20 protein-coding genes are annotated in these 15,927 nt (G+C 65.5%); 14 read left to right on the top strand and 6 right to left on the bottom strand.

The window, feature by feature from the left end:
• Both V6M50_RS04380 and V6M50_RS04375 read right to left on the bottom strand, forming a co-directional pair.
• Positions 1–648 (bottom strand): ribose-phosphate pyrophosphokinase (locus V6M50_RS04380; RefSeq protein WP_332817327.1); only part of this gene is annotated, 648 nt, incomplete at its 3' end.
• 73 nt (positions 649–721) lie between these two features.
• A complete protein-coding gene (locus V6M50_RS04375; RefSeq protein WP_332817326.1) occupies positions 722–1,486 on the bottom strand; it encodes a LytTR family DNA-binding domain-containing protein in 765 nt (254 codons plus the stop codon).
• A gap of 156 nt (positions 1,487–1,642) precedes the next feature.
• Between V6M50_RS04375 and V6M50_RS04370 the strand changes: the two genes are divergently transcribed.
• The 6 genes from V6M50_RS04370 to rpmG all read left to right on the top strand — a co-directional run bounded on the left by V6M50_RS04370 (position 1,643) and on the right by rpmG (position 6,683).
• Positions 1,643–2,146, top strand: a complete 504-nt coding sequence (locus V6M50_RS04370; protein WP_332817325.1) for a DUF2306 domain-containing protein — start codon at positions 1,643–1,645, stop codon at positions 2,144–2,146.
• 45 nt (positions 2,147–2,191) lie between these two features.
• On the top strand, positions 2,192–3,859 hold the full coding sequence (locus V6M50_RS04365; RefSeq protein WP_332817324.1) for an NAD+ synthase: 1,668 nt from the start codon (positions 2,192–2,194) through the stop codon (positions 3,857–3,859).
• A 6-nt stretch (positions 3,860–3,865) separates the two neighbouring features.
• Entirely contained in the window at positions 3,866–4,069 is a 204-nt protein-coding gene (locus tag V6M50_RS04360) for a hypothetical protein (protein ID WP_332817323.1), read from the top strand.
• Between the two features lie 33 nt (positions 4,070–4,102).
• Positions 4,103–5,413 (top strand): glutamate--tRNA ligase, encoded by a 1,311-nt coding sequence (gene gltX, locus V6M50_RS04355; RefSeq protein ID WP_332817322.1) that lies wholly within the window; start codon positions 4,103–4,105, stop codon positions 5,411–5,413.
• A 147-nt stretch (positions 5,414–5,560) separates the two neighbouring features.
• A complete protein-coding gene (locus V6M50_RS04350) occupies positions 5,561–6,298 on the top strand; it encodes an energy transducer TonB (protein ID WP_332817321.1) in 738 nt (245 codons plus the stop codon).
• 217 nt (positions 6,299–6,515) lie between these two features.
• On the top strand, positions 6,516–6,683 hold the full coding sequence (gene rpmG, locus V6M50_RS04345; RefSeq protein WP_003042331.1) for a 50S ribosomal protein L33: 168 nt from the start codon (positions 6,516–6,518) through the stop codon (positions 6,681–6,683).
• Positions 6,684–7,041: 358 nt separating this feature from the next.
• Here rpmG and V6M50_RS04340 read toward each other — a convergent pair whose 3' ends face one another.
• The gene (locus tag V6M50_RS04340) at positions 7,042–7,527 is read right to left on the bottom strand and encodes an Lrp/AsnC family transcriptional regulator (protein WP_332817320.1); all 486 of its coding nucleotides are present in this window, start codon (positions 7,525–7,527) and stop codon (positions 7,042–7,044) included.
• A 148-nt stretch (positions 7,528–7,675) separates the two neighbouring features.
• On the opposite strand from V6M50_RS04340, the gene V6M50_RS04335 reads away from it, so the two are divergent.
• Positions 7,676–7,798 carry a hypothetical protein gene (locus tag V6M50_RS04335; protein WP_332817319.1) on the top strand — a complete coding sequence of 41 codons (123 nt, stop codon included), beginning with the start codon at positions 7,676–7,678 and terminating at the stop codon, positions 7,796–7,798.
• Between the two features lie 209 nt (positions 7,799–8,007).
• Here the strand turns inward: V6M50_RS04335 and V6M50_RS04330 are convergent, their stop codons facing one another.
• Positions 8,008–8,370: a response regulator gene (locus tag V6M50_RS04330; protein ID WP_332817318.1), complete on the bottom strand. Its 363-nt coding sequence runs from the start codon at positions 8,368–8,370 to the stop codon at positions 8,008–8,010.
• Positions 8,371–8,424: 54 nt separating this feature from the next.
• On the opposite strand from V6M50_RS04330, the gene V6M50_RS04325 reads away from it, so the two are divergent.
• The 4 genes from V6M50_RS04325 (at position 8,425) to V6M50_RS04310 (ending at position 11,280) form a co-directional block, all read left to right on the top strand.
• Positions 8,425–8,739, top strand: a complete 315-nt coding sequence (locus tag V6M50_RS04325) for a DUF3572 domain-containing protein (RefSeq protein WP_443030482.1) — start codon at positions 8,425–8,427, stop codon at positions 8,737–8,739.
• Positions 8,736–9,377, top strand: a complete 642-nt coding sequence (locus V6M50_RS04320) for an HAD family hydrolase (RefSeq protein ID WP_332817316.1) — start codon at positions 8,736–8,738, stop codon at positions 9,375–9,377. The genes V6M50_RS04325 and V6M50_RS04320 overlap by 4 nt, the downstream gene beginning before the upstream one ends.
• 12 nt (positions 9,378–9,389) lie before the next feature.
• Positions 9,390–9,854: a RidA family protein gene (locus V6M50_RS04315; RefSeq protein ID WP_332817315.1), complete on the top strand. Its 465-nt coding sequence runs from the start codon at positions 9,390–9,392 to the stop codon at positions 9,852–9,854.
• A gap of 265 nt (positions 9,855–10,119) precedes the next feature.
• Positions 10,120–11,280, top strand: coding sequence for a GNAT family N-acetyltransferase (locus V6M50_RS04310; protein WP_332817314.1), 1,161 nt, complete (start codon positions 10,120–10,122; stop codon positions 11,278–11,280).
• Here the strand turns inward: V6M50_RS04310 and V6M50_RS04305 are convergent.
• Together V6M50_RS04305 and panC are read right to left on the bottom strand one after the other, a co-directional pair.
• Positions 11,277–11,591 carry a sel1 repeat family protein gene (locus V6M50_RS04305; protein WP_054589726.1) on the bottom strand — a complete coding sequence of 105 codons (315 nt, stop codon included), beginning with the start codon at positions 11,589–11,591 and terminating at the stop codon, positions 11,277–11,279. The genes V6M50_RS04310 and V6M50_RS04305 overlap by 4 nt on opposite strands.
• A 239-nt stretch (positions 11,592–11,830) precedes the next feature.
• Complete coding sequence (gene panC, locus V6M50_RS04300; protein WP_332817313.1) at positions 11,831–12,670, bottom strand: pantoate--beta-alanine ligase; 840 nt, start codon at positions 12,668–12,670, stop codon at positions 11,831–11,833.
• Between the two features lie 85 nt (positions 12,671–12,755).
• Between panC and V6M50_RS04295 the strand changes: the two genes are divergently transcribed.
• From V6M50_RS04295 to lptB, 3 genes are all read left to right on the top strand, one after another.
• Complete coding sequence (locus V6M50_RS04295) at positions 12,756–13,577, top strand: division plane positioning ATPase MipZ (protein ID WP_332817312.1); 822 nt, start codon at positions 12,756–12,758, stop codon at positions 13,575–13,577.
• A 28-nt stretch (positions 13,578–13,605) separates the two neighbouring features.
• Positions 13,606–14,988, top strand: coding sequence for a phosphoglucomutase/phosphomannomutase PgmG (gene pgmG, locus V6M50_RS04290; RefSeq protein WP_332817311.1), 1,383 nt, complete (start codon positions 13,606–13,608; stop codon positions 14,986–14,988).
• Between the two features lie 111 nt (positions 14,989–15,099).
• Positions 15,100–15,918: an LPS export ABC transporter ATP-binding protein gene (lptB, locus tag V6M50_RS04285; protein ID WP_332817310.1), complete on the top strand. Its 819-nt coding sequence runs from the start codon at positions 15,100–15,102 to the stop codon at positions 15,916–15,918.
• Positions 15,919–15,927 lie beyond the last annotated feature (9 nt).

Here is a 15,927-nt window from a genome sequence, read left to right as displayed (position 1 = left end):
GATCAGGATGCAGAAGCGGCCCTTCACGTCGCCGATGATGTTCATCACTTCCGATTCGCCGGCGCGTTCGCGGCGCTTGTCGACGATCGCGAGCGGGGCGTTGTCGAGCCGCTTGGCGAGCGCGCGCGCGCGCACGACGCCGCCGACGTCGGGCGACACGACCATCAGATTCTTGCCCGCGAAGCGCGCCTGGATGTCGGCGCTCATCACCGGCGCGGCATAGAGATTGTCGGTCGGGATGTCGAAGAAGCCCTGGATCTGCCCGGCGTGGAGGTCGATCGCGAGGACGCGGTCGGCGCCCGAGGTGGTGATGAGGTTGGCGACGAGCTTGGCCGAGATCGGGGTGCGCGGGCCGGGTTTGCGGTCCTGGCGGGCATAGCCGAAATAGGGGACGACCGCGGTGATGCGTTTTGCCGACGCGCGGCGCAGCGCGTCGTTGATGATGAGCAATTCCATCAGATTGTCGTTGGCGGGGAAATTCGTCGGCTGGACGACGAAAACATCCTGGCCGCGGACATTTTCGTGGATTTCGACGAACACTTCCTCGTCGGCGAAGCGGCGCACGCTGGTGTCGGTCAGCGGCAGTTCCAGATAGTCCGCGATCGCGCGGGCGAGGGGAAGGTTGCTGTTGCCGGAGATGAGTTTCATGGGGTGCGATGCCCTTTCGCGGCGGACGGGATTGCGCGCCCCCTTAGCCAGCGGGGCGCGATAGGGGAAGGGGCTAAAGCCATCCGGCTGCGCGCAAAGCGGGCATCATATCGCGTGCGACCGGAATCTCCTGTCCGCCCGCCAGGGTTATGACCGCCGTCCTTCCGTCGCGGCGCACCGATGCGGCGGCGCCTTCGGCGACCCACCAGCTACGATGGACGCGCAGGCCCGCGGTCCCATCGAGCCGCTCGATCGCGTCGCGCATCCGTATCAGGATCAGCTTCTCGGATCGTTCGCCGATGACGCGCACATAGTGATCCTCGCCCTTCAGCGCATGGATTGCGCCAAAGCCGGGCGGCAGCGCCAGGGCGGACCCGGGATCGGCGGCGTGCGTTTCAACAGGCGCCGGTTCGACGGGGGCCAGTTCGGCATAGGCGGACGGCGCCAGCCGGTGACGGAAGAGCAGATACATCGCCGCATGGACGATCGCCCCGACGATCAACACCTGAAGATAGAGCGCGCCGAGGATTGGCGCAGCGAGCGCTTCGTCCAGCGGGATGCGGAACCAAAGCAGCATGACGATCAGCGTCACGGGCAGTGCGGCGACGGCGAGCGCGAGAATTGCCGCGAGCGCATAGGGAATATTCGCCGATTCGCTGAGCCAGCGCGACACGGCGCCGAGCCCGCGAAAGACCGGATATCCCGACACGATCACCAACGGCCACAAAAGCAGCCGCTGACCCAGCGGCAGTTCGAAGCTGCCGAAAGGCCCGATCAGCGCCAGCACGACGCCTGCCAGCACCATCAGGAAAAGTTCGACCGCGATCTGGCGTAACATGATCGAATGTCTGGTCGCCCCTTCGCGCTTCGTCAATTGGCATCGGCGCCGGTTTCGCGAAGTTTTCACCGCGCCGGCGAAGCGGTGCTTGCCGGCGAACGGCGGGGCGTCAGTCTTGATCCGCCAACCCGTAAAACAAGCCAAGGATCAACGACCATGTCCGCCGCGATGCTCTCCTCGACCCGCTCCCGCGGGCCTGCGCCGCTCATTCGCCGCGCCCTCCTGATCGGCGCCGCACTCGCCGCTGCAGTCCTGCTCGGCTATGTCATGCGTGGGCCGGGAAACGATTATCGGAACCCGGCGTGGGCATTGTGGATCCATCTTGCGACCGTCATTCCGGCGGTACCGCTCGGGGCCTGGGTGCTTTGGGGACCCAAGGGAACGCCGGCGCACAAGGCGGCAGGACGCGTCTGGACAGTAATGATGCTGGTGACCGCGATCGACAGCTTCTGGCTGCGCAGCCTCACCGGCGGGATCGGGCCGATCCATATTTTTTCGATCCTGACGCTCTATTCGATCCCCGTTAGCATCTGGAATGCGCGGCGCGGCCATATCGAAGCGCATCGGCGCGCGATGGTGGGCGTCTATGCCGGCCTGTTCGTCGCCGGAGGCTTCACGATGATACCGGGGCGGTTCCTGCCGGACCTGCTGTTCGGTTGAGCGAGGTGATTGCAATCGTGGAGCGCGGGCGTAAGGCTCGGCCCCATGACCGATCCGCAGCAGCTCACCATCGTCCTTTGCCAGATGACGCAGGCGGTCGGCGACCTCGCCGCCAACGCCGCCGCGATGCGCGCGGTTCGGGCGCGACACGCGGGCGCCGACCTGATCCTGTATCCCGAACTTCAGCTGATCGGCTACCCGCCGGAGGATCTGGTGCTGAAGCCCGCACTCGCCGCGCGCGCCGCGACGATGCTTGCGGAGCTCGCCGCCGACACCGCCGACGGCGGCCCGGCGATGCTGGTCGGTTCGGTCGAGTGGGAAGGCGACAGCCTTTACAATATCGTCGCGCTGCTCGACGGCGGGCAAATCGTCGCGACGCGGCGCAAGCATGAGCTCCCCAATTACGGCACCTTCGATGAGAAGCGCGTGTTCGTCCCCGGGCCGCTCCCCGAGGTGGTCGAGTGGCGCGGGATCAAGCTCGGCCTGCCGATCTGCGAGGACGGCTGGCTGCCCAAGGTCTGCCAGCATCTGGTGGGGCAGGGCGCCGAACTGCTGATCTCGGTCAACGGCAGCCCCTATGAGATCGACAAGGACGAGCGGCGTTTGACGCAGGTGTTCGCGAGCCGCGTCGCCGAAACGAAACTGCCGCTCATCTTCCTCAACCGCGTCGGCGGACAGGACGAAATCGTGTTCGACGGCTGCTCCTTCGTCCTGAACGATGACGGTGGGACCGCGCATCGGCTGGTCGATTGGGAAGAGGAAGAACGCGTTACCCGCTGGACCAATAAGGGCGACGGGCGCTGGACATGCGAAGCGGGCGCGATCGCCGAATGGGAAGCGCACCCCGCCGACATCTACAGCGCGATGATCGTGAGCCTGCGCGACTATGTCGAACGCAACCGCTTCCCCGGGGTCGTGCTCGGGCTGTCGGGCGGGATCGATTCGGCGATCTGCGCCGCGATCGCCGCCGATGCTTTGGGGCCGGACAAGGTCTGGTGCGTGATGATGCCGAGCCGCTTTACCGGCCAGACGAGCCTCGACGATGCCGCGGGCTGCGCGAAGATGATCGGGTGCAAGCTCGATACGATTTCGATCGTGCCCGCGGTCGAGGCGTTCGACGCGATGCTTGCGGGCAGCTTCGCCGACAGGGACGTCGACATCACCGAGGAGAATGTCCAGTCGCGCATCCGCGGTGTCACGCTGATGGCGCTCAGCAACAAGTTCGGCCCGATGCTGCTCACGACGGGTAACAAGAGCGAGATGAGCGTCGGTTATGCGACGATCTATGGCGACATGGCGGGCGGCTATAATCCGCTGAAGGATGCCTACAAGATGACGGTGTTCGCGGTCGCGAAGTGGCGCAACGAGAATGTGGCGCGCCTCTCGCGCAATCCGGTGACCCCGGTGATGCCCGAGCGCATAATCACCAAGCCGCCGAGCGCCGAGCTGCGCCCCGACCAGAAGGACGAGGACAGCCTGCCGCCCTATGTCGATCTCGATCGCATGCTCCACATGCTCGTCGAGGAGGAAGCGAGCGTCGACGATGTCGTCGCGCGTTACGGGTTCGACCGCGATGCGGTGGCGCGGATCGAGCGGCTCTTGATGCTTGCCGAGTATAAGCGCCGGCAGGCGCCGCCGGGGGTCAAGCTGTCGACGCGCAACTTCGGGCGCGACCGGCGCTATCCGATCACCCACGGTTTTCGGACCGCGTAGCGCGCCGTGGCGAATTGGCTCACCGGTGTCGGCTACGCGCTGTCGATCGTCAGCGTGGCGTTGCTCGGGTGGGTGGCATGGCCCGCGCCCGGCGAGGATCCTATGCTGATCGGGGCGATCATCGCCGGCGCCGCGCTGTCGGTCGTCGGCATGGCGATGCGCTGGGCGGCGCATCTCATCATGCACCGCGAGATCGAGGAAGACGACTGACGGCGGCGGAATATGCCGCTATAGGCGCGCGCTATGACTGTCGTTACCCGTTTCGCTCCTTCGCCGACCGGCACCCTCCATGTCGGAAATGTCCGCACCGCGCTCCACAATTGGCTGTGGGCGCGAAAGCATGGTGGCCGCTTTCTGCTCCGCATCGACGACACCGACCTCGAACGGTCGAAAGAGGAATATGTCGATGCGATCCGCGCCGACCTTGCCTGGCTCGGGTTCGATGTCGACGGCGAGGAACGCCAGTCGGCGCGCTTCGCGCTTTATGAGGCCGAGTTTGCGAAGCTGAAGGCCGCGGGGCGCGTCTATGCCTGTTATGAAACCCCCGAAGAACTCGACATCCGTCGCAAGATCCTGCTCTCGCGCGGGCTGCCGCCGGTTTACGAGCGCAAGGGTGCCGATGCGCCGGTGCCCGAGGGCGTGGCGCCGCACTGGCGCTTCCGGCTCGATCATGATGCGTCGATCGAGTGGACCGATATGGTTCGTGGTCCGCAGCATTTTGAACCAAAAACCATGTCGGATCCGGTGGTGCGCCGCGCCGACGGCAGCTGGCTCTACCTGTTGCCGAGCGTGATCGATGACATTCAGATGGGGATCACGCATGTGGTGCGCGGCGAGGATCATGTGTCGAACACCGCCGCGCAGATCCAGATGTTTGCCGCGCTCGGCGCTACGCCGCCCGCTTTCGCGCACGAAGCGCTGCTCGTCGGGGCCGAGGGCAAATTGTCGAAGCGGCTGGGCTCGCTCGGCATGGCGAGCCTGCGCGAGGACGGTATCGAGCCGATCGCGCTCGTCGCGCTGCTCGCGCGGCTCGGCACGAGCGATCCGGTCGAGCCGGTCACGTTGGTTGCGCCGCTGATCGAGAGCATCGATTTCGCGCGCTTCGGCCGCGCCCCCGCGCGCTTCGACGAGGCCGAGCTCGCGCTGCTCAACCAGAAGATATTGCATCACACCGACCATGCAGCCGTGGCCGATCGCCTGCCCGCGGCGATCACCGAGGCGCGCTGGAACGCGATCCGGCCGAACCTGATGACGCTCGCCGAAGCCGCCGACTGGCTGCCGGTGTTCGACGGGCCATTGGATCCGCCACCGGTCGACGAGGCCGATCGCACCGTTCTCGCCGCGGCCGCGGCCGCGGCGCCGGGCATCGACTGGAGCGCCGACCCCTGGCATGCGCTGACGGGCGCGGTGAAGGCGGCGACGGGCGCGAAGGGCCGCGCGCTGTTCCTGCCGCTGCGCCGCGCGCTGACGGCGCGCGACCATGGTCCCGACATGGCCGAACTGCTGCCGCTGATCGCCAGGGATCAGGCGGTGGCGCGGCTTTCCGCTAGCTAGCCGATCACGCATCCTCCATCGCCGTCCGGCTTGCCTACCTCTCTGCTTGACAAGAAGAGAGATGATATATTATCACGTCAATCTGACTTGGCCGACAGCGGTGGTCAAACGCGGCGGGGCCCGGTCATTTAGGCAAGGAGAGAGGCCATGACCCTGATACCTTTGATTTCGGCTTTGGCCGGTGCGCGGCGCACGGCATCGGCACCTGCCGGAGCCGCAACGCTTTTGCCGCGCGAAAGCTATGGTGCCGGCACGGGCCACCGGCCCGTCGCGGCGTTGCTTGCGGTGGGCCTGCCGGTGGCGCTGGTGGTTGCTGTCGCCCTGTCGCCGATGATCATCGAAGAAAAGCCGAACAGCACCACGCCGCCGTGGACAACCTTCATACTGCCGAAGCCCAAACTGCCCGAACCGCAGCCCGACCCCAAGCCGCAGACGCAGCAGCAGCAGACGGAGTTCACCGCGCCACCGAGCCCGCTGCCGCCGATCGCCCAGGATCCGCCGGAGGCGCCGCCGCTGCCCCCCTATGTGCCGCCGGCCGGGACAGGTAGCGGGCCGTCGGTGGCGGACGACCCGCCGCTGCCTCTGCCCAAGCCGAGGCTCGTGCTCGCCGAACTCGACCCGCGCTTCGCAGGCATGTTCCAGCCCGACTATCCGGCGAGCGAACAGCGGCGCGAGCTTGAGGGCATTACAAAGGTGCGCGTGCTGATCGGCACCGACGGGCGCGTGAAGGCGGTCGAACTGGTCAGCACCGACAGCCCCGGGTTCTTCGAGGAGACGAAGCGGCGGGCGCTCGCCAAATGGCGTTTCAAGCCCGCGACGCGCGGCGGGGTGGCGGAGGAAAGCTGGAAGGTGATGACCGTGCGTTTCCAGATACGGAACGGCTGAGACACCGAACCGGTCTCCCTCGGGGCGGGCGGTTTCGTGCCGCCCGCCCGCTGCTTTCGCTTGACAGAAGCGCCGAATCCGGTCAGAGGCGCGCGGATATTGGGGGCGGCGCCTCGTGCGCGGCCCTCTATGTTTTTCACACCAACGTCGGGGCCGATAGTCCCGCCGCATCCCTCGGACCTCCGGCGGATGTGCAGATACTTCGAGGAACAGGGCCATGGCCAAGCCGACGACTGTCAAGATCAAGCTGGTGAGCACCGCCGACACGGGCTTTTTCTATGTGACGAAAAAGAACCCCCGCACGATGACCGAAAAAATGTCGGTGCGGAAGTATGACCCGCGTGCACGCAAGCATGTCGAGTTCAAGGAAGCCAAGATCAAGTGACGCATTTCCCCGCGCGCTGAAAGCGCGGGGCAAAGAAATGCGTCATCCCGGCGAAGGCCGGGATCAAGGGGCGGCCATTTGCGCCGCCCTTTTTCGTGCCCGAACGAATCTCCGCTTTGCGGTGGGAAGAGGCCATAAGACCCTCCCTGTCGCGTAGCGATGGGGAGGTGGCAGCCCGCAGGGCTGACGGAGGGGTTGAAGCCTCTCGTCATGACGCACCGTCCAGGCCCCTCCACCACCGCTTCGCGGCGGTCCCCCTCCCCATGCCTCCGGCCACGGGAGGATCGGCTCTGTCTGCGATCGGTCGTCGGCAGACATTCGCACCCCCATATTCGTCCCGTCCGCTGTAGGGCCAGCGCTACCCATCGCGCAACGGACGCCGCGCGACATCATTCTCGATGATGTTGCGGATCGTGATCAGCGTCTTGAACGAATGGACACCCTTGTCCTCGCCCAGCGCGCGGCGCGTGAAGACGTCATAGTCTTCCATCGATCCGACCTGGACCTTCAACAGGAAATCATCGTCACCGGTGACGTCCCACGCGCCGGTGATTTCGGGGTGGCGAACGATCTCGCGCGCGAAATTATCCATCGTCTGCGGCCCCGCCTGCTGCATCTGGACGAGAACGTGCATGGTGAGCGCCGAGCCCGTCAGCGCCGGATTGACCACCGCGATGTCGGCCACGATCACCTTTTCGTCGCGCAGGCGCCGCAAACGGCGGAGCACCGCCGACAGCGACAGCCCGACCTTGTCGGCCAGGATGCGCGCGGGTTCGAGATTATTCTGCCGAACCAGCTCCAGCAATCGCCGGTCGAAGCTATCGAGATCGATTATTTTTCGCATGTTTTCTGCAATAACGCGAAAATTGGTCATTCGCACGGTCAATTTTAGCGTCAATCGCCGGCGCGACGGGATTAGATAATCGTCATCCGGGCCGCCCGAGCCAATCGACGCGCTCCCCTCCCTGCGCTCCGGACGAAGGAGAAATGCCATGACCCGTATCCGCACCGAATCGAGCTGGATCAGCCGCTTGTGGGCTGCCGTGACCGAAGCATCGTCTGCCGCGGTGGCTATCCACTACGCCGCGCCGTGGGAACGGCCGACGGCCATATAACGACACCCGCGTGCCATAAGGGACAGCTGACATGTCCCTCGGGGGCGGGAAGCGGACATTCCCTACTTTCGTCATTCCCGCGAAAGGGGGGGGGCAGCGAGCCAAGTTGAAACTGGGTTCCCGCGTTCGCGGGAATGACGAGGATGGGTAGCGGCGAGAAGATGACGGTGGTTGGGTGCTAATGGTCGCTACGACCTTGTCGACCGGTCCTAGGCAAACACCCCGACGCTCTCGATAAATTTGATCACCGAAATCGGCTTCGAAACATAGGCTTCGGCGCCCGCGGCGCGGATCTGTTCCTCGTCACCCTTCCCCGCATAGGCGGTCACCGCCATGATCGGCACCGCGCGTAAGCTGAGGTCGGCCTTCATCTGGCCGATCAGTTCGAGCCCGCTGACATGCGGCAACTGAATATCCATGATGATGAGGTCGGGCGTTATCTCGCGCGCCTTCGCCAGCGCGTCACGGCCGTCGCGCACCGGGTGCGCGCTATAGCCATGGGCGTTGAGCAGGTCACAGAACAGGCGCAGGTTCAGCTCATTATCCTCGACGACCAATATGGTCTTGCCCATGAATTTTCCGCTTTCCCCGCTTGCGTCCGCGGTCCGTTTAGGCGAATCGGCGGCATGACACAATTGCCTCCCGCTGAAGGGACTCACGACTTGCACGACGGCGATGTGGCGCTGGCGCTCCAGGCACTGGGCTGGATATTGAGCGACGAACCGCGCGCCGAACGGCTGCTTGCGCTGACCGGGCTCGCGCCGGGGGAACTGCGCGCCTCGCTGGGCGAGCGCGCGACGCTCGCGGCGATCCTCTCCTTCCTCACTGCCCACGAAAACGACCTCGTCGCCTGCGCCGACGCGCTGCAGGTGCCGCCCGCCACCATCGCCGCCACGGCGCAGCGACTCGAAGGCCAGCAACCCGAAGGAACGACCGCATGAACCGCCCGCTTGTCATCACCGACTGCGACGAGGTGCTGATGCACATGGTCGTGCCCTTTGCCGAATGGGTCGATGCCGAACATGGCGTGATCTTTCGCATCGAGGACGCGAGCTTCGCGAACGCGCTGAAGCGCAAGGAATGCGGCACGCCATTGGAGGCGGCCGAGGTCTGGCCGCTGCTCGACGGGTTTTTCCGGCACGAAATGGCGCGGCAATATCCGATCCCCGGTGCGCTCGCGGCGATGGCGGCGATCGGCGAGCAGGCCGATATCGTCGTGCTGACCAACGTCGGGCCCGAGCATCAGCAGGCGCGGACCGACCAGCTCGCCACGCACGATTTTCACGCGCCCGTCATCGGCAGCCGCGGCGGCAAGGGCGAGCCGGTGCGCCGCCTGATCGAAGAGTATCAGCCCTCGGTCGCGGTGTTCATCGACGATCTGGCGGGACATCATCATTCGGTGGCGCAGGAAGCGCCCGATGTGTGGCGGCTCCACCTTGTCGGCGAACCCGCGATCGCCGACAAGATCGCGCCGTCGAAGCACGCCCATGCGCGAATCGACGACTGGACCGCGGCGCGGGACTGGATATTGGCGCGCCTCGCCGAAAACATCCCCGCCCCCGCCCCCATTGTGGCGTAAGAAGGACATATCATGGACATCCCCGCCAAGCTCGCCGAACTCGGCCTCGACCTCCCCAAGCCCGCCGCGCCGGTCGCGGCCTATGTGCCCGTCGTCGAACATGGCGGCATGCTCTATGTCAGCGGCCAGCTTCCCTTCCGCGACGGCCAGGTCGTCACCGGCCGCCTCGGCGACGATACCGATGTCGCGGGCGGACAGGATGCCGCGCGCCGCGTCGCGCTGATGCTTGTCGCGCAGATAGGCCAGGCACTCGATGGCGACTGGTCGCGGGTCGAGCGGATCGTGAAGCTTGGGGTTTTCGTGAACAGCACGCCCGATTTCACCGATCAGGCCAAGGTCGCCAATGGTGCGTCGGACTTGTTCGAAGCGCTGTTCGGCGATGCCGGCCGCCATGCGCGCGCGGCGGTGGGCGTTGCGGTGCTGCCCTTGGGTGCGGCCGTCGAAGCCGACGCGATCGTCGCGGTACGCCCGGCTTAGGGTGCGAATCCATGGGTAAGACGTTCGAGGCGTCGAAATGGCGAAGATATCGGCTTCGCGTGGCCGCCGCCGATGGTGGTTCCATCCGCAAGGCCGCGCGGAGGCGAGATCGAAGCCATTTCGACGTCCCTTCGGGATTTGACCGATTTTGTCCATGGCTGCGTCAGCGAGCCTTGGAATATATTCATATGCCTGCGTCTCGCTTCCTTGCCCTGAACAAAATCGCCTCAAACCTCGAGCGCCTTACCCATGGATTCGCACCCTGATGGCGGAAGCCGACCCGCCCGCGCGGACGATCTCGCTCGGCACCGGGTTCGCCGCGATCGATGCGGCGGCGTGGGACGCGCTGCACGATGGCGCGAACCCGTTTGTCGGCCATGCTTTCCTGTCGCTGCTCGAGACATCGGGCAGCGTCGGGCCGGGCACTGGCTGGCAGGCGGCGCCGTTGCTGGTCGAGGACGAGCATGGCGTGCTGATCGCGGCGGCGCCCGCCTATCTCAAATCGCACAGCCAGGGCGAATATGTGTTCGACCATGCGTGGGCCGATGCCTGGGCGCATGCCGGGGGTGATTATTATCCGAAGCTGCAGATCGCGACGCCCTTCACCCCGGTGCCGGGACCGCGGCTGCTGGCGAAGGATGCGGGCGACGCACTGTTGCTGATCCGCGCGGCCGAGGCGGTGGTGCGGCAGAATGCGCTGTCGTCGGCGCACGCGACCTTCGTTGCGCCCGAACAGATGCCGCTCTTCGAAGGTGCTGGCTGGCTCGTGCGCCGCGACATCCAGTTCCATTTCGCCAACCCCGGCTATCGAAGCTTTGACGATTTCCTCGCCACGCTGACCTCGGCGCGGCGCAAGCAGCTTCGCAAGGAACGCGCGCGGGCGATCGAAGGTCTGCGCATCGAGGAGCTGACCGGCGATGCGATCGGGCCCGAGCATTGGGATGCGATGTGGCTCTTCTACCAGGATACCGGGGCGCGCAAATGGGGGCATCCCTATCTGACGCGCGCGGCCTTCGACCTGATGGGCGAGCATATGGCGGACCGGATCGTCCTGCTCATCGCCTATGATAGCGACGCCAAGGTTGGGCGCCCGGTCGCGGGGGCGCTGCATTTCCTTGGCGCCGACACGCTGTACGGCCGATATTGGGGCTGCCTCGCCGACATCCCCTTTCTGCATTTCGAACTATGCTATTACCGTGCGATCGACATCGCGATCGCGCGCGGCCTCAGCCGGGTCGAGGCGGGCGCACAGGGCGGGCACAAGCTGGCGAGAGGCTATGGTCCCGTCGCGACCTGGTCGGCGCATTTTATCGCCGATCCGGGATTTCGCCGCGCGGTCGCCAATTACCTCGAACAGGAACGGCAGGCCGAAGAAACTGAGATGGAATGGCTCGAAGGGCACACGCCCTTCAAGCGAAAGGATTAAGCCGCGAACCGCCGGGCGGCGGGGCGGCGGGCGGTTTCGTCGAGCCAGGCGCGGGCCTGACGCTGTGCTTCGGCAATCTCGTCGCGGCTCATTTCATCGGACAGGTCGGCGCGGCATTGCTGGCCTTCCTTGTTGCCGCCGAGGGCGGCGAGGTTGAACCATTTATGCGCCTGGATCAGGTCGACATCGACCCCGCCGGTGCCGGTGGAAAAGGCGATCCCCAGATCGAAATAGGCGTTGGCGTCGCCGCGCGCGGCGTCGAGCAGCCGGCTCTCGATCAGATATTGGGCAGACTTCAGACTGTTGGCCATAAAAACCCCCTGTCGCTTCCCCCCACAGGAAGCTTCGGGCCCCACCCTTGCGTGTCATGGTCAACAAAGCGTTAACGGCGATTCGAATTTCTTGTGGGTATCTTGAGAAATCCGCCGGAAAGTTGGAATTATTCTTTCTCCGTCATCCCGGCGAAGGCCGGGATCTCAACCTTGCGAAAGGAATTGACGTCGAGATCCCGGCCTTCGCCGGGGATGACGATTCTGGTGGAGGCCCCATTCTATCCTACGGGAAAATTGTCGATCAGCCGCGTTTTGCCGATCCGGGCCGCCGCCAAAAGGCGCGCGGGGGCGCGAAAGTCGGCCAGCCGTTCGAGGCTGTCGGCATCGGCAAGCGCGACATAATCGACGCTGTCGAATCCGCCCGCGACGATCGCCGCCTCGGCCTTGGCCAGCGTTTCGCCGACATCGGCGCCGCCCGCGATCGCTTTCGTCGCGGCGTCCAGCGCATCGGGCAAAGCGATCGCCGCCGCGCGCTGTTCGGGTGAGAGATAGGCGTTGCGCGACGACAGCGCGAGCCCGTCGGTGTCGCGCGCGATCGGCGCGCCCAAGATGTCGACCGCAAAGTCGAGGTCGCGCGCCATGCGGCGGATGATCGCCAGCTGCTGCCAATCCTTTTCGCCGAAAATCGCGACGTCGGGGCGCACCTGGTTGAACAATTTCGCGACGACGGTCGCGACGCCGTCAAAATGGCCGGGGCGCGCGGCGCCGCAATAATCGGCGCCGAGTTCGGCGACCTCGATATGCGTGCTGTGTCCGGGCGGATAGACGGTGTCGACATCGGGGGCCCAGAGCAGGCCCACGCCCTCGCCGACGAGCAGTGCGGCATCGCGCGCTTCGTCGCGCGGATAGGCGGCGAGATCTTCATTGGGGCCGAACTGGGTCGGATTGACGAAGATCGACACGACGACATGGTCGGCAACGCGGCGGCCCGCGCGCACGAGCGAGAGATGCCCCTCGTGCAGTGCCCCCATCGTCGGGACCAGTGCGACGCTCTTGCCCCCCTGCTTCAGTGCCGTAACGGCACGATGAAGCGTGGCGATATCACGGATGATTTGCACCCTTGCCCGGCCTCCGATATTGGCGGCGCACATGCACCACCCGCGCCGCCGCCATGCGCCGCCAACTGGAAAATCGCAACGGCCCATGACGACTCCCGCGACGAAGCCCGCCCCGCACCGCATCATCTTCGCCAATGAAAAGGGCGGGACGGGCAAATCGACCTGCGCCGTGCATTTCGCGGTTGCGCTGGCGAGCCAGGGCTGGCGCGTCGCCGGCATCGACCTCGACCCGCGCCAGCGCACCTTTCACCGCTATCTCGAAAATCGCCAGAACACCGAAAAGCGCCGCGACATCGCGCTGCCGACGCCGCGCTTCGAGGTATTCGAGGGCGCGACGATCGAGGAACTCGACGCGCAGGTCGCGCGGCTGAGCGAAGACGTCGATTATCTCATCGCCGACACGCCGGGGCGCGACGATATTTTTGCGCGGCACCTTGCGACGAGCGCCGATACGCTCGTCACCCCGATCAACGACAGCTTCATCGATTTCGACCTGATCGGACAGGTCGATCCCGAAACCTTCCAGGTCATCCGCCCGAGCTTTTATTCCGAACTGATCTGGGACACGCGCAAGACGCGCGCCAAGACCGACGGGCGGACGATCGACTGGATCATCCTGCGTAACCGGCTCCAGCATGTCGACGCGCACAATATGCGCCGCGTCGGCGAGGCGCTGACCCAGCTGTCGCGGCGCGTCGGCTTTCGCGTCATCCCGGGGCTCGGCGAGCGTGTCATCTATCGCGAACTTTTCCCCGCCGGTCTCACGCTGCTCGACAAGGCGCATCTCGGCGGCATGGGCATTGGGCATGTCGTCGCACGGCAGGAACTCCGCGAAGCGATGGGGGGATTGAACCTTCCGGCGCGCGAACGGTTCCATCCGGACGGCGATCTGTTCGCCGCCGCCTGAGTTCCGTCTCTCCCCACGAGGATCCGCCATGACCCATATTTTCCACCCGACGATGCTGCGCGAATATGACATCCGCGGCGTCGTCGGCGACACGCTGTCCGATGCCGACGCCTATGCCATCGGCCGCAGCTTCGCGACGCTGGTCGCGCGCGCCGGCGGCAAGCGGGTCGCGGTCGGTTATGACGGACGGCTCTCGTCGCCGATGCTCGCCGATGCGCTGCTCGAAGGCATCAACGCGGCGGGTATCGACGCGCTGAACGTCGGGCTCGGGCCGACGCCGATGCTTTATTATGCGGCCTCAACCGAAGATGTAGACGGCGGCATACAGATAACCGGCAGCCACAACCCCCCCGACTATAATGGCTTCAAATTTGTGATGCAGGGGCGTCCCTTCTACGGCGCCGACATCCTGGGCATCGGCGAAATGGCCGCCGCGGGCGACTGGAGCAGCGGCGAAGGCACGTCGCAGAGCATCGACATCGTCGACGCCTATGTCGATCGGCTGGTCGAGGGTTTCGCCGGCGGTGCTTTCCGCATCGGTTGGGATGCCGGCAACGGCGCCGCCGGCACCGTCATCGAGAAACTGACGGCGCGCCTGCCGGGCGAGCATCATTTGTTGTTTACCGACATCGACGGCCATTTCCCGAACCACCATCCCGATCCCACCGACGAAAAGAATCTGGCCGATCTGAAGAAGCTGGTCGCCGAGAAGAGCCTCGATTTCGGCGTCGCTTTCGATGGTGATGGCGACCGCATCGGCGCGATCGACGGCGAGGGCCGGGTGATCTGGGGCGACCAGTTGCTCCAGATCTATGCCGCGGCGTTGCTGAAAGACCTGCCCGGCGCGACGATCATCGCCGATGTGAAGGCGAGCCAGGCGCTGTTCGACCGCGTCGCCGAACTTGGCGGCAAACCGCTCATGTGGAAGACCGGCCACAGCCTGATCAAGGCGAAGATGAAGGAAACCGCCAGTCCGCTCGCGGGCGAGATGAGCGGGCATATCTTCTTTGCCGACCGCTATTATGGCTATGACGACGCGCCTTACGCGGCGGTGCGGCTGATCGAGGCGGCGACGAAGCTCGGCCAGAGCGTGACCGAATTGCGCGCGAACATGGCGCCGATGATCAATACACCCGAGATGCGCTTCCAGGTCGACGAGGCTCGCAAATTCGCCATTGTGGACGAAGTCCTCGACCGGCTGACGGCGGCGGGCGCCCAGGTCGACCGCACTGACGGCGCGCGCGTGCTCACCGACGATGGCTGGTGGCTGCTCCGCGCGTCGAACACGCAGGATGTGCTCGTCGCGCGCGCCGAGGCGAAGGACGAGGCGGCGCTCGCGCGACTGCTTGCCGCGATCGACGAACAGCTCGCGCTGTCGGGGATCGCGCGCGGACCGCAGGCGGGGCACTGAGCGCCTTTTTGCGGCGTCTCGTCAAATGCCCTGCAAAAATCTTGCCAGATTGACCTTGGCGGCGCTCCTCGGGTAACGCCCGCACATGTCTCATCTGGAAGCGATGGTGAAATGACCGACCACGAAGCGACCCCGGCGACGCTGGCGGCCGACGGCGACCACGGCGTCGCCGAGCATAGGGCGCATGTCCGCGAGGATGCCGCGGCCGGAAACGGCCTTGCGATCATTTCGATCGCCAAAAGCTATGACAAGCGCGTCGTGCTGTCCGACGTGTCGCTATCGGTCGGCAAGGGCGAGGTCGTCGGCCTGCTCGGCCCGAACGGTGCGGGCAAGACGACCTGTTTCTATTCGATCATGGGGCTGGTGAAGCCCGACGCCGGGCGCATCATGCTCGACGGCGCCGACATCACCGCGCTGCCGATGTACCGTCGCGCGATCTTGGGGCTCGGCTATCTGCCGCAGGAAACCTCGATCTTTCGCGGGATGACGGTCGCGCAGAATATCGCGGCGGTGCTCGAACTCAGCGAGCCCGACAAGGTGTCGCGCGAACGCCGGCTCGAGGAATTGCTCGACGAATTCGGTCTCGCCCGGCTCCGCGATGCCGCGGCGATGGCGCTGTCGGGCGGCGAACGGCGCCGCGCCGAAATTGCGCGTGCGCTCGCCGCCAACCCGTCGATCATGCTGCTCGACGAACCTTTTGCCGGGATCGATCCCTTGTCGATCAGCGACATCCGCGACCTCGTCGCCGACCTCAAGACGCGCGGCATCGGCGTGCTCATCACCGACCATAATGTTCGCGAGACGCTCGACCTCGTCGACCGCGCGTGCATCATCTACGACGGCAAGGTGCTGCTTGCCGGCTCGCCGGCCGAACTCGTCGCCGACCCCGAGGTGCGCCGCCTCTATCTCGGCGAGGGTTTCTCCTTGTGACGATGTGAG

Origin of the sequence: Sphingopyxis sp. (assembly GCF_036675685.1) — a bacterium.
In the GTDB taxonomy this organism is placed as follows: domain Bacteria; phylum Pseudomonadota; class Alphaproteobacteria; order Sphingomonadales; family Sphingomonadaceae; genus Sphingopyxis.
Note: the sequence above shows the minus strand (reverse complement) of the source record. Positions and strands in the feature narration are given on the sequence as shown.

What these genes read in the sequence shown, in the direction of transcription:
- V6M50_RS04315 (WP_332817315.1), top strand. Translation starts at nt 9,390, where the DNA reads ATGGACATCCCCGCCAAGCTCGCCGAACTCGGCCTCGACCTCCCCAAG.
- V6M50_RS04335 (WP_332817319.1), top strand. Translation starts at nt 7,676, where the DNA reads ATGACCCGTATCCGCACCGAATCGAGCTGGATCAGCCGCTTGTGGGCT.
- V6M50_RS04340 (WP_332817320.1), bottom strand. Translation starts at nt 7,527, where the DNA reads ATGCGAAAAATAATCGATCTCGATAGCTTCGACCGGCGATTGCTGGAG.
- V6M50_RS04350 (WP_332817321.1), top strand. Translation starts at nt 5,561, where the DNA reads ATGACCCTGATACCTTTGATTTCGGCTTTGGCCGGTGCGCGGCGCACG.
- rpmG (WP_003042331.1), top strand. Translation starts at nt 6,516, where the DNA reads ATGGCCAAGCCGACGACTGTCAAGATCAAGCTGGTGAGCACCGCCGAC.
- V6M50_RS04370 (WP_332817325.1), top strand. Translation starts at nt 1,643, where the DNA reads ATGTCCGCCGCGATGCTCTCCTCGACCCGCTCCCGCGGGCCTGCGCCG.
- V6M50_RS04365 (WP_332817324.1), top strand. Translation starts at nt 2,192, where the DNA reads ATGACCGATCCGCAGCAGCTCACCATCGTCCTTTGCCAGATGACGCAG.
- pgmG (WP_332817311.1), top strand. Translation starts at nt 13,606, where the DNA reads ATGACCCATATTTTCCACCCGACGATGCTGCGCGAATATGACATCCGC.
- V6M50_RS04325 (WP_443030482.1), top strand. Translation starts at nt 8,425, where the DNA reads ATGACACAATTGCCTCCCGCTGAAGGGACTCACGACTTGCACGACGGC.
- V6M50_RS04330 (WP_332817318.1), bottom strand. Translation starts at nt 8,370, where the DNA reads ATGGGCAAGACCATATTGGTCGTCGAGGATAATGAGCTGAACCTGCGC.
- lptB (WP_332817310.1), top strand. Translation starts at nt 15,100, where the DNA reads ATGACCGACCACGAAGCGACCCCGGCGACGCTGGCGGCCGACGGCGAC.
- V6M50_RS04295 (WP_332817312.1), top strand. Translation starts at nt 12,756, where the DNA reads ATGACGACTCCCGCGACGAAGCCCGCCCCGCACCGCATCATCTTCGCC.
- V6M50_RS04305 (WP_054589726.1), bottom strand. Translation starts at nt 11,591, where the DNA reads ATGGCCAACAGTCTGAAGTCTGCCCAATATCTGATCGAGAGCCGGCTG.
- V6M50_RS04310 (WP_332817314.1), top strand. Translation starts at nt 10,120, where the DNA reads ATGGCGGAAGCCGACCCGCCCGCGCGGACGATCTCGCTCGGCACCGGG.
- V6M50_RS04320 (WP_332817316.1), top strand. Translation starts at nt 8,736, where the DNA reads ATGAACCGCCCGCTTGTCATCACCGACTGCGACGAGGTGCTGATGCAC.
- gltX (WP_332817322.1), top strand. Translation starts at nt 4,103, where the DNA reads ATGACTGTCGTTACCCGTTTCGCTCCTTCGCCGACCGGCACCCTCCAT.
- V6M50_RS04375 (WP_332817326.1), bottom strand. Translation starts at nt 1,486, where the DNA reads ATGTTACGCCAGATCGCGGTCGAACTTTTCCTGATGGTGCTGGCAGGC.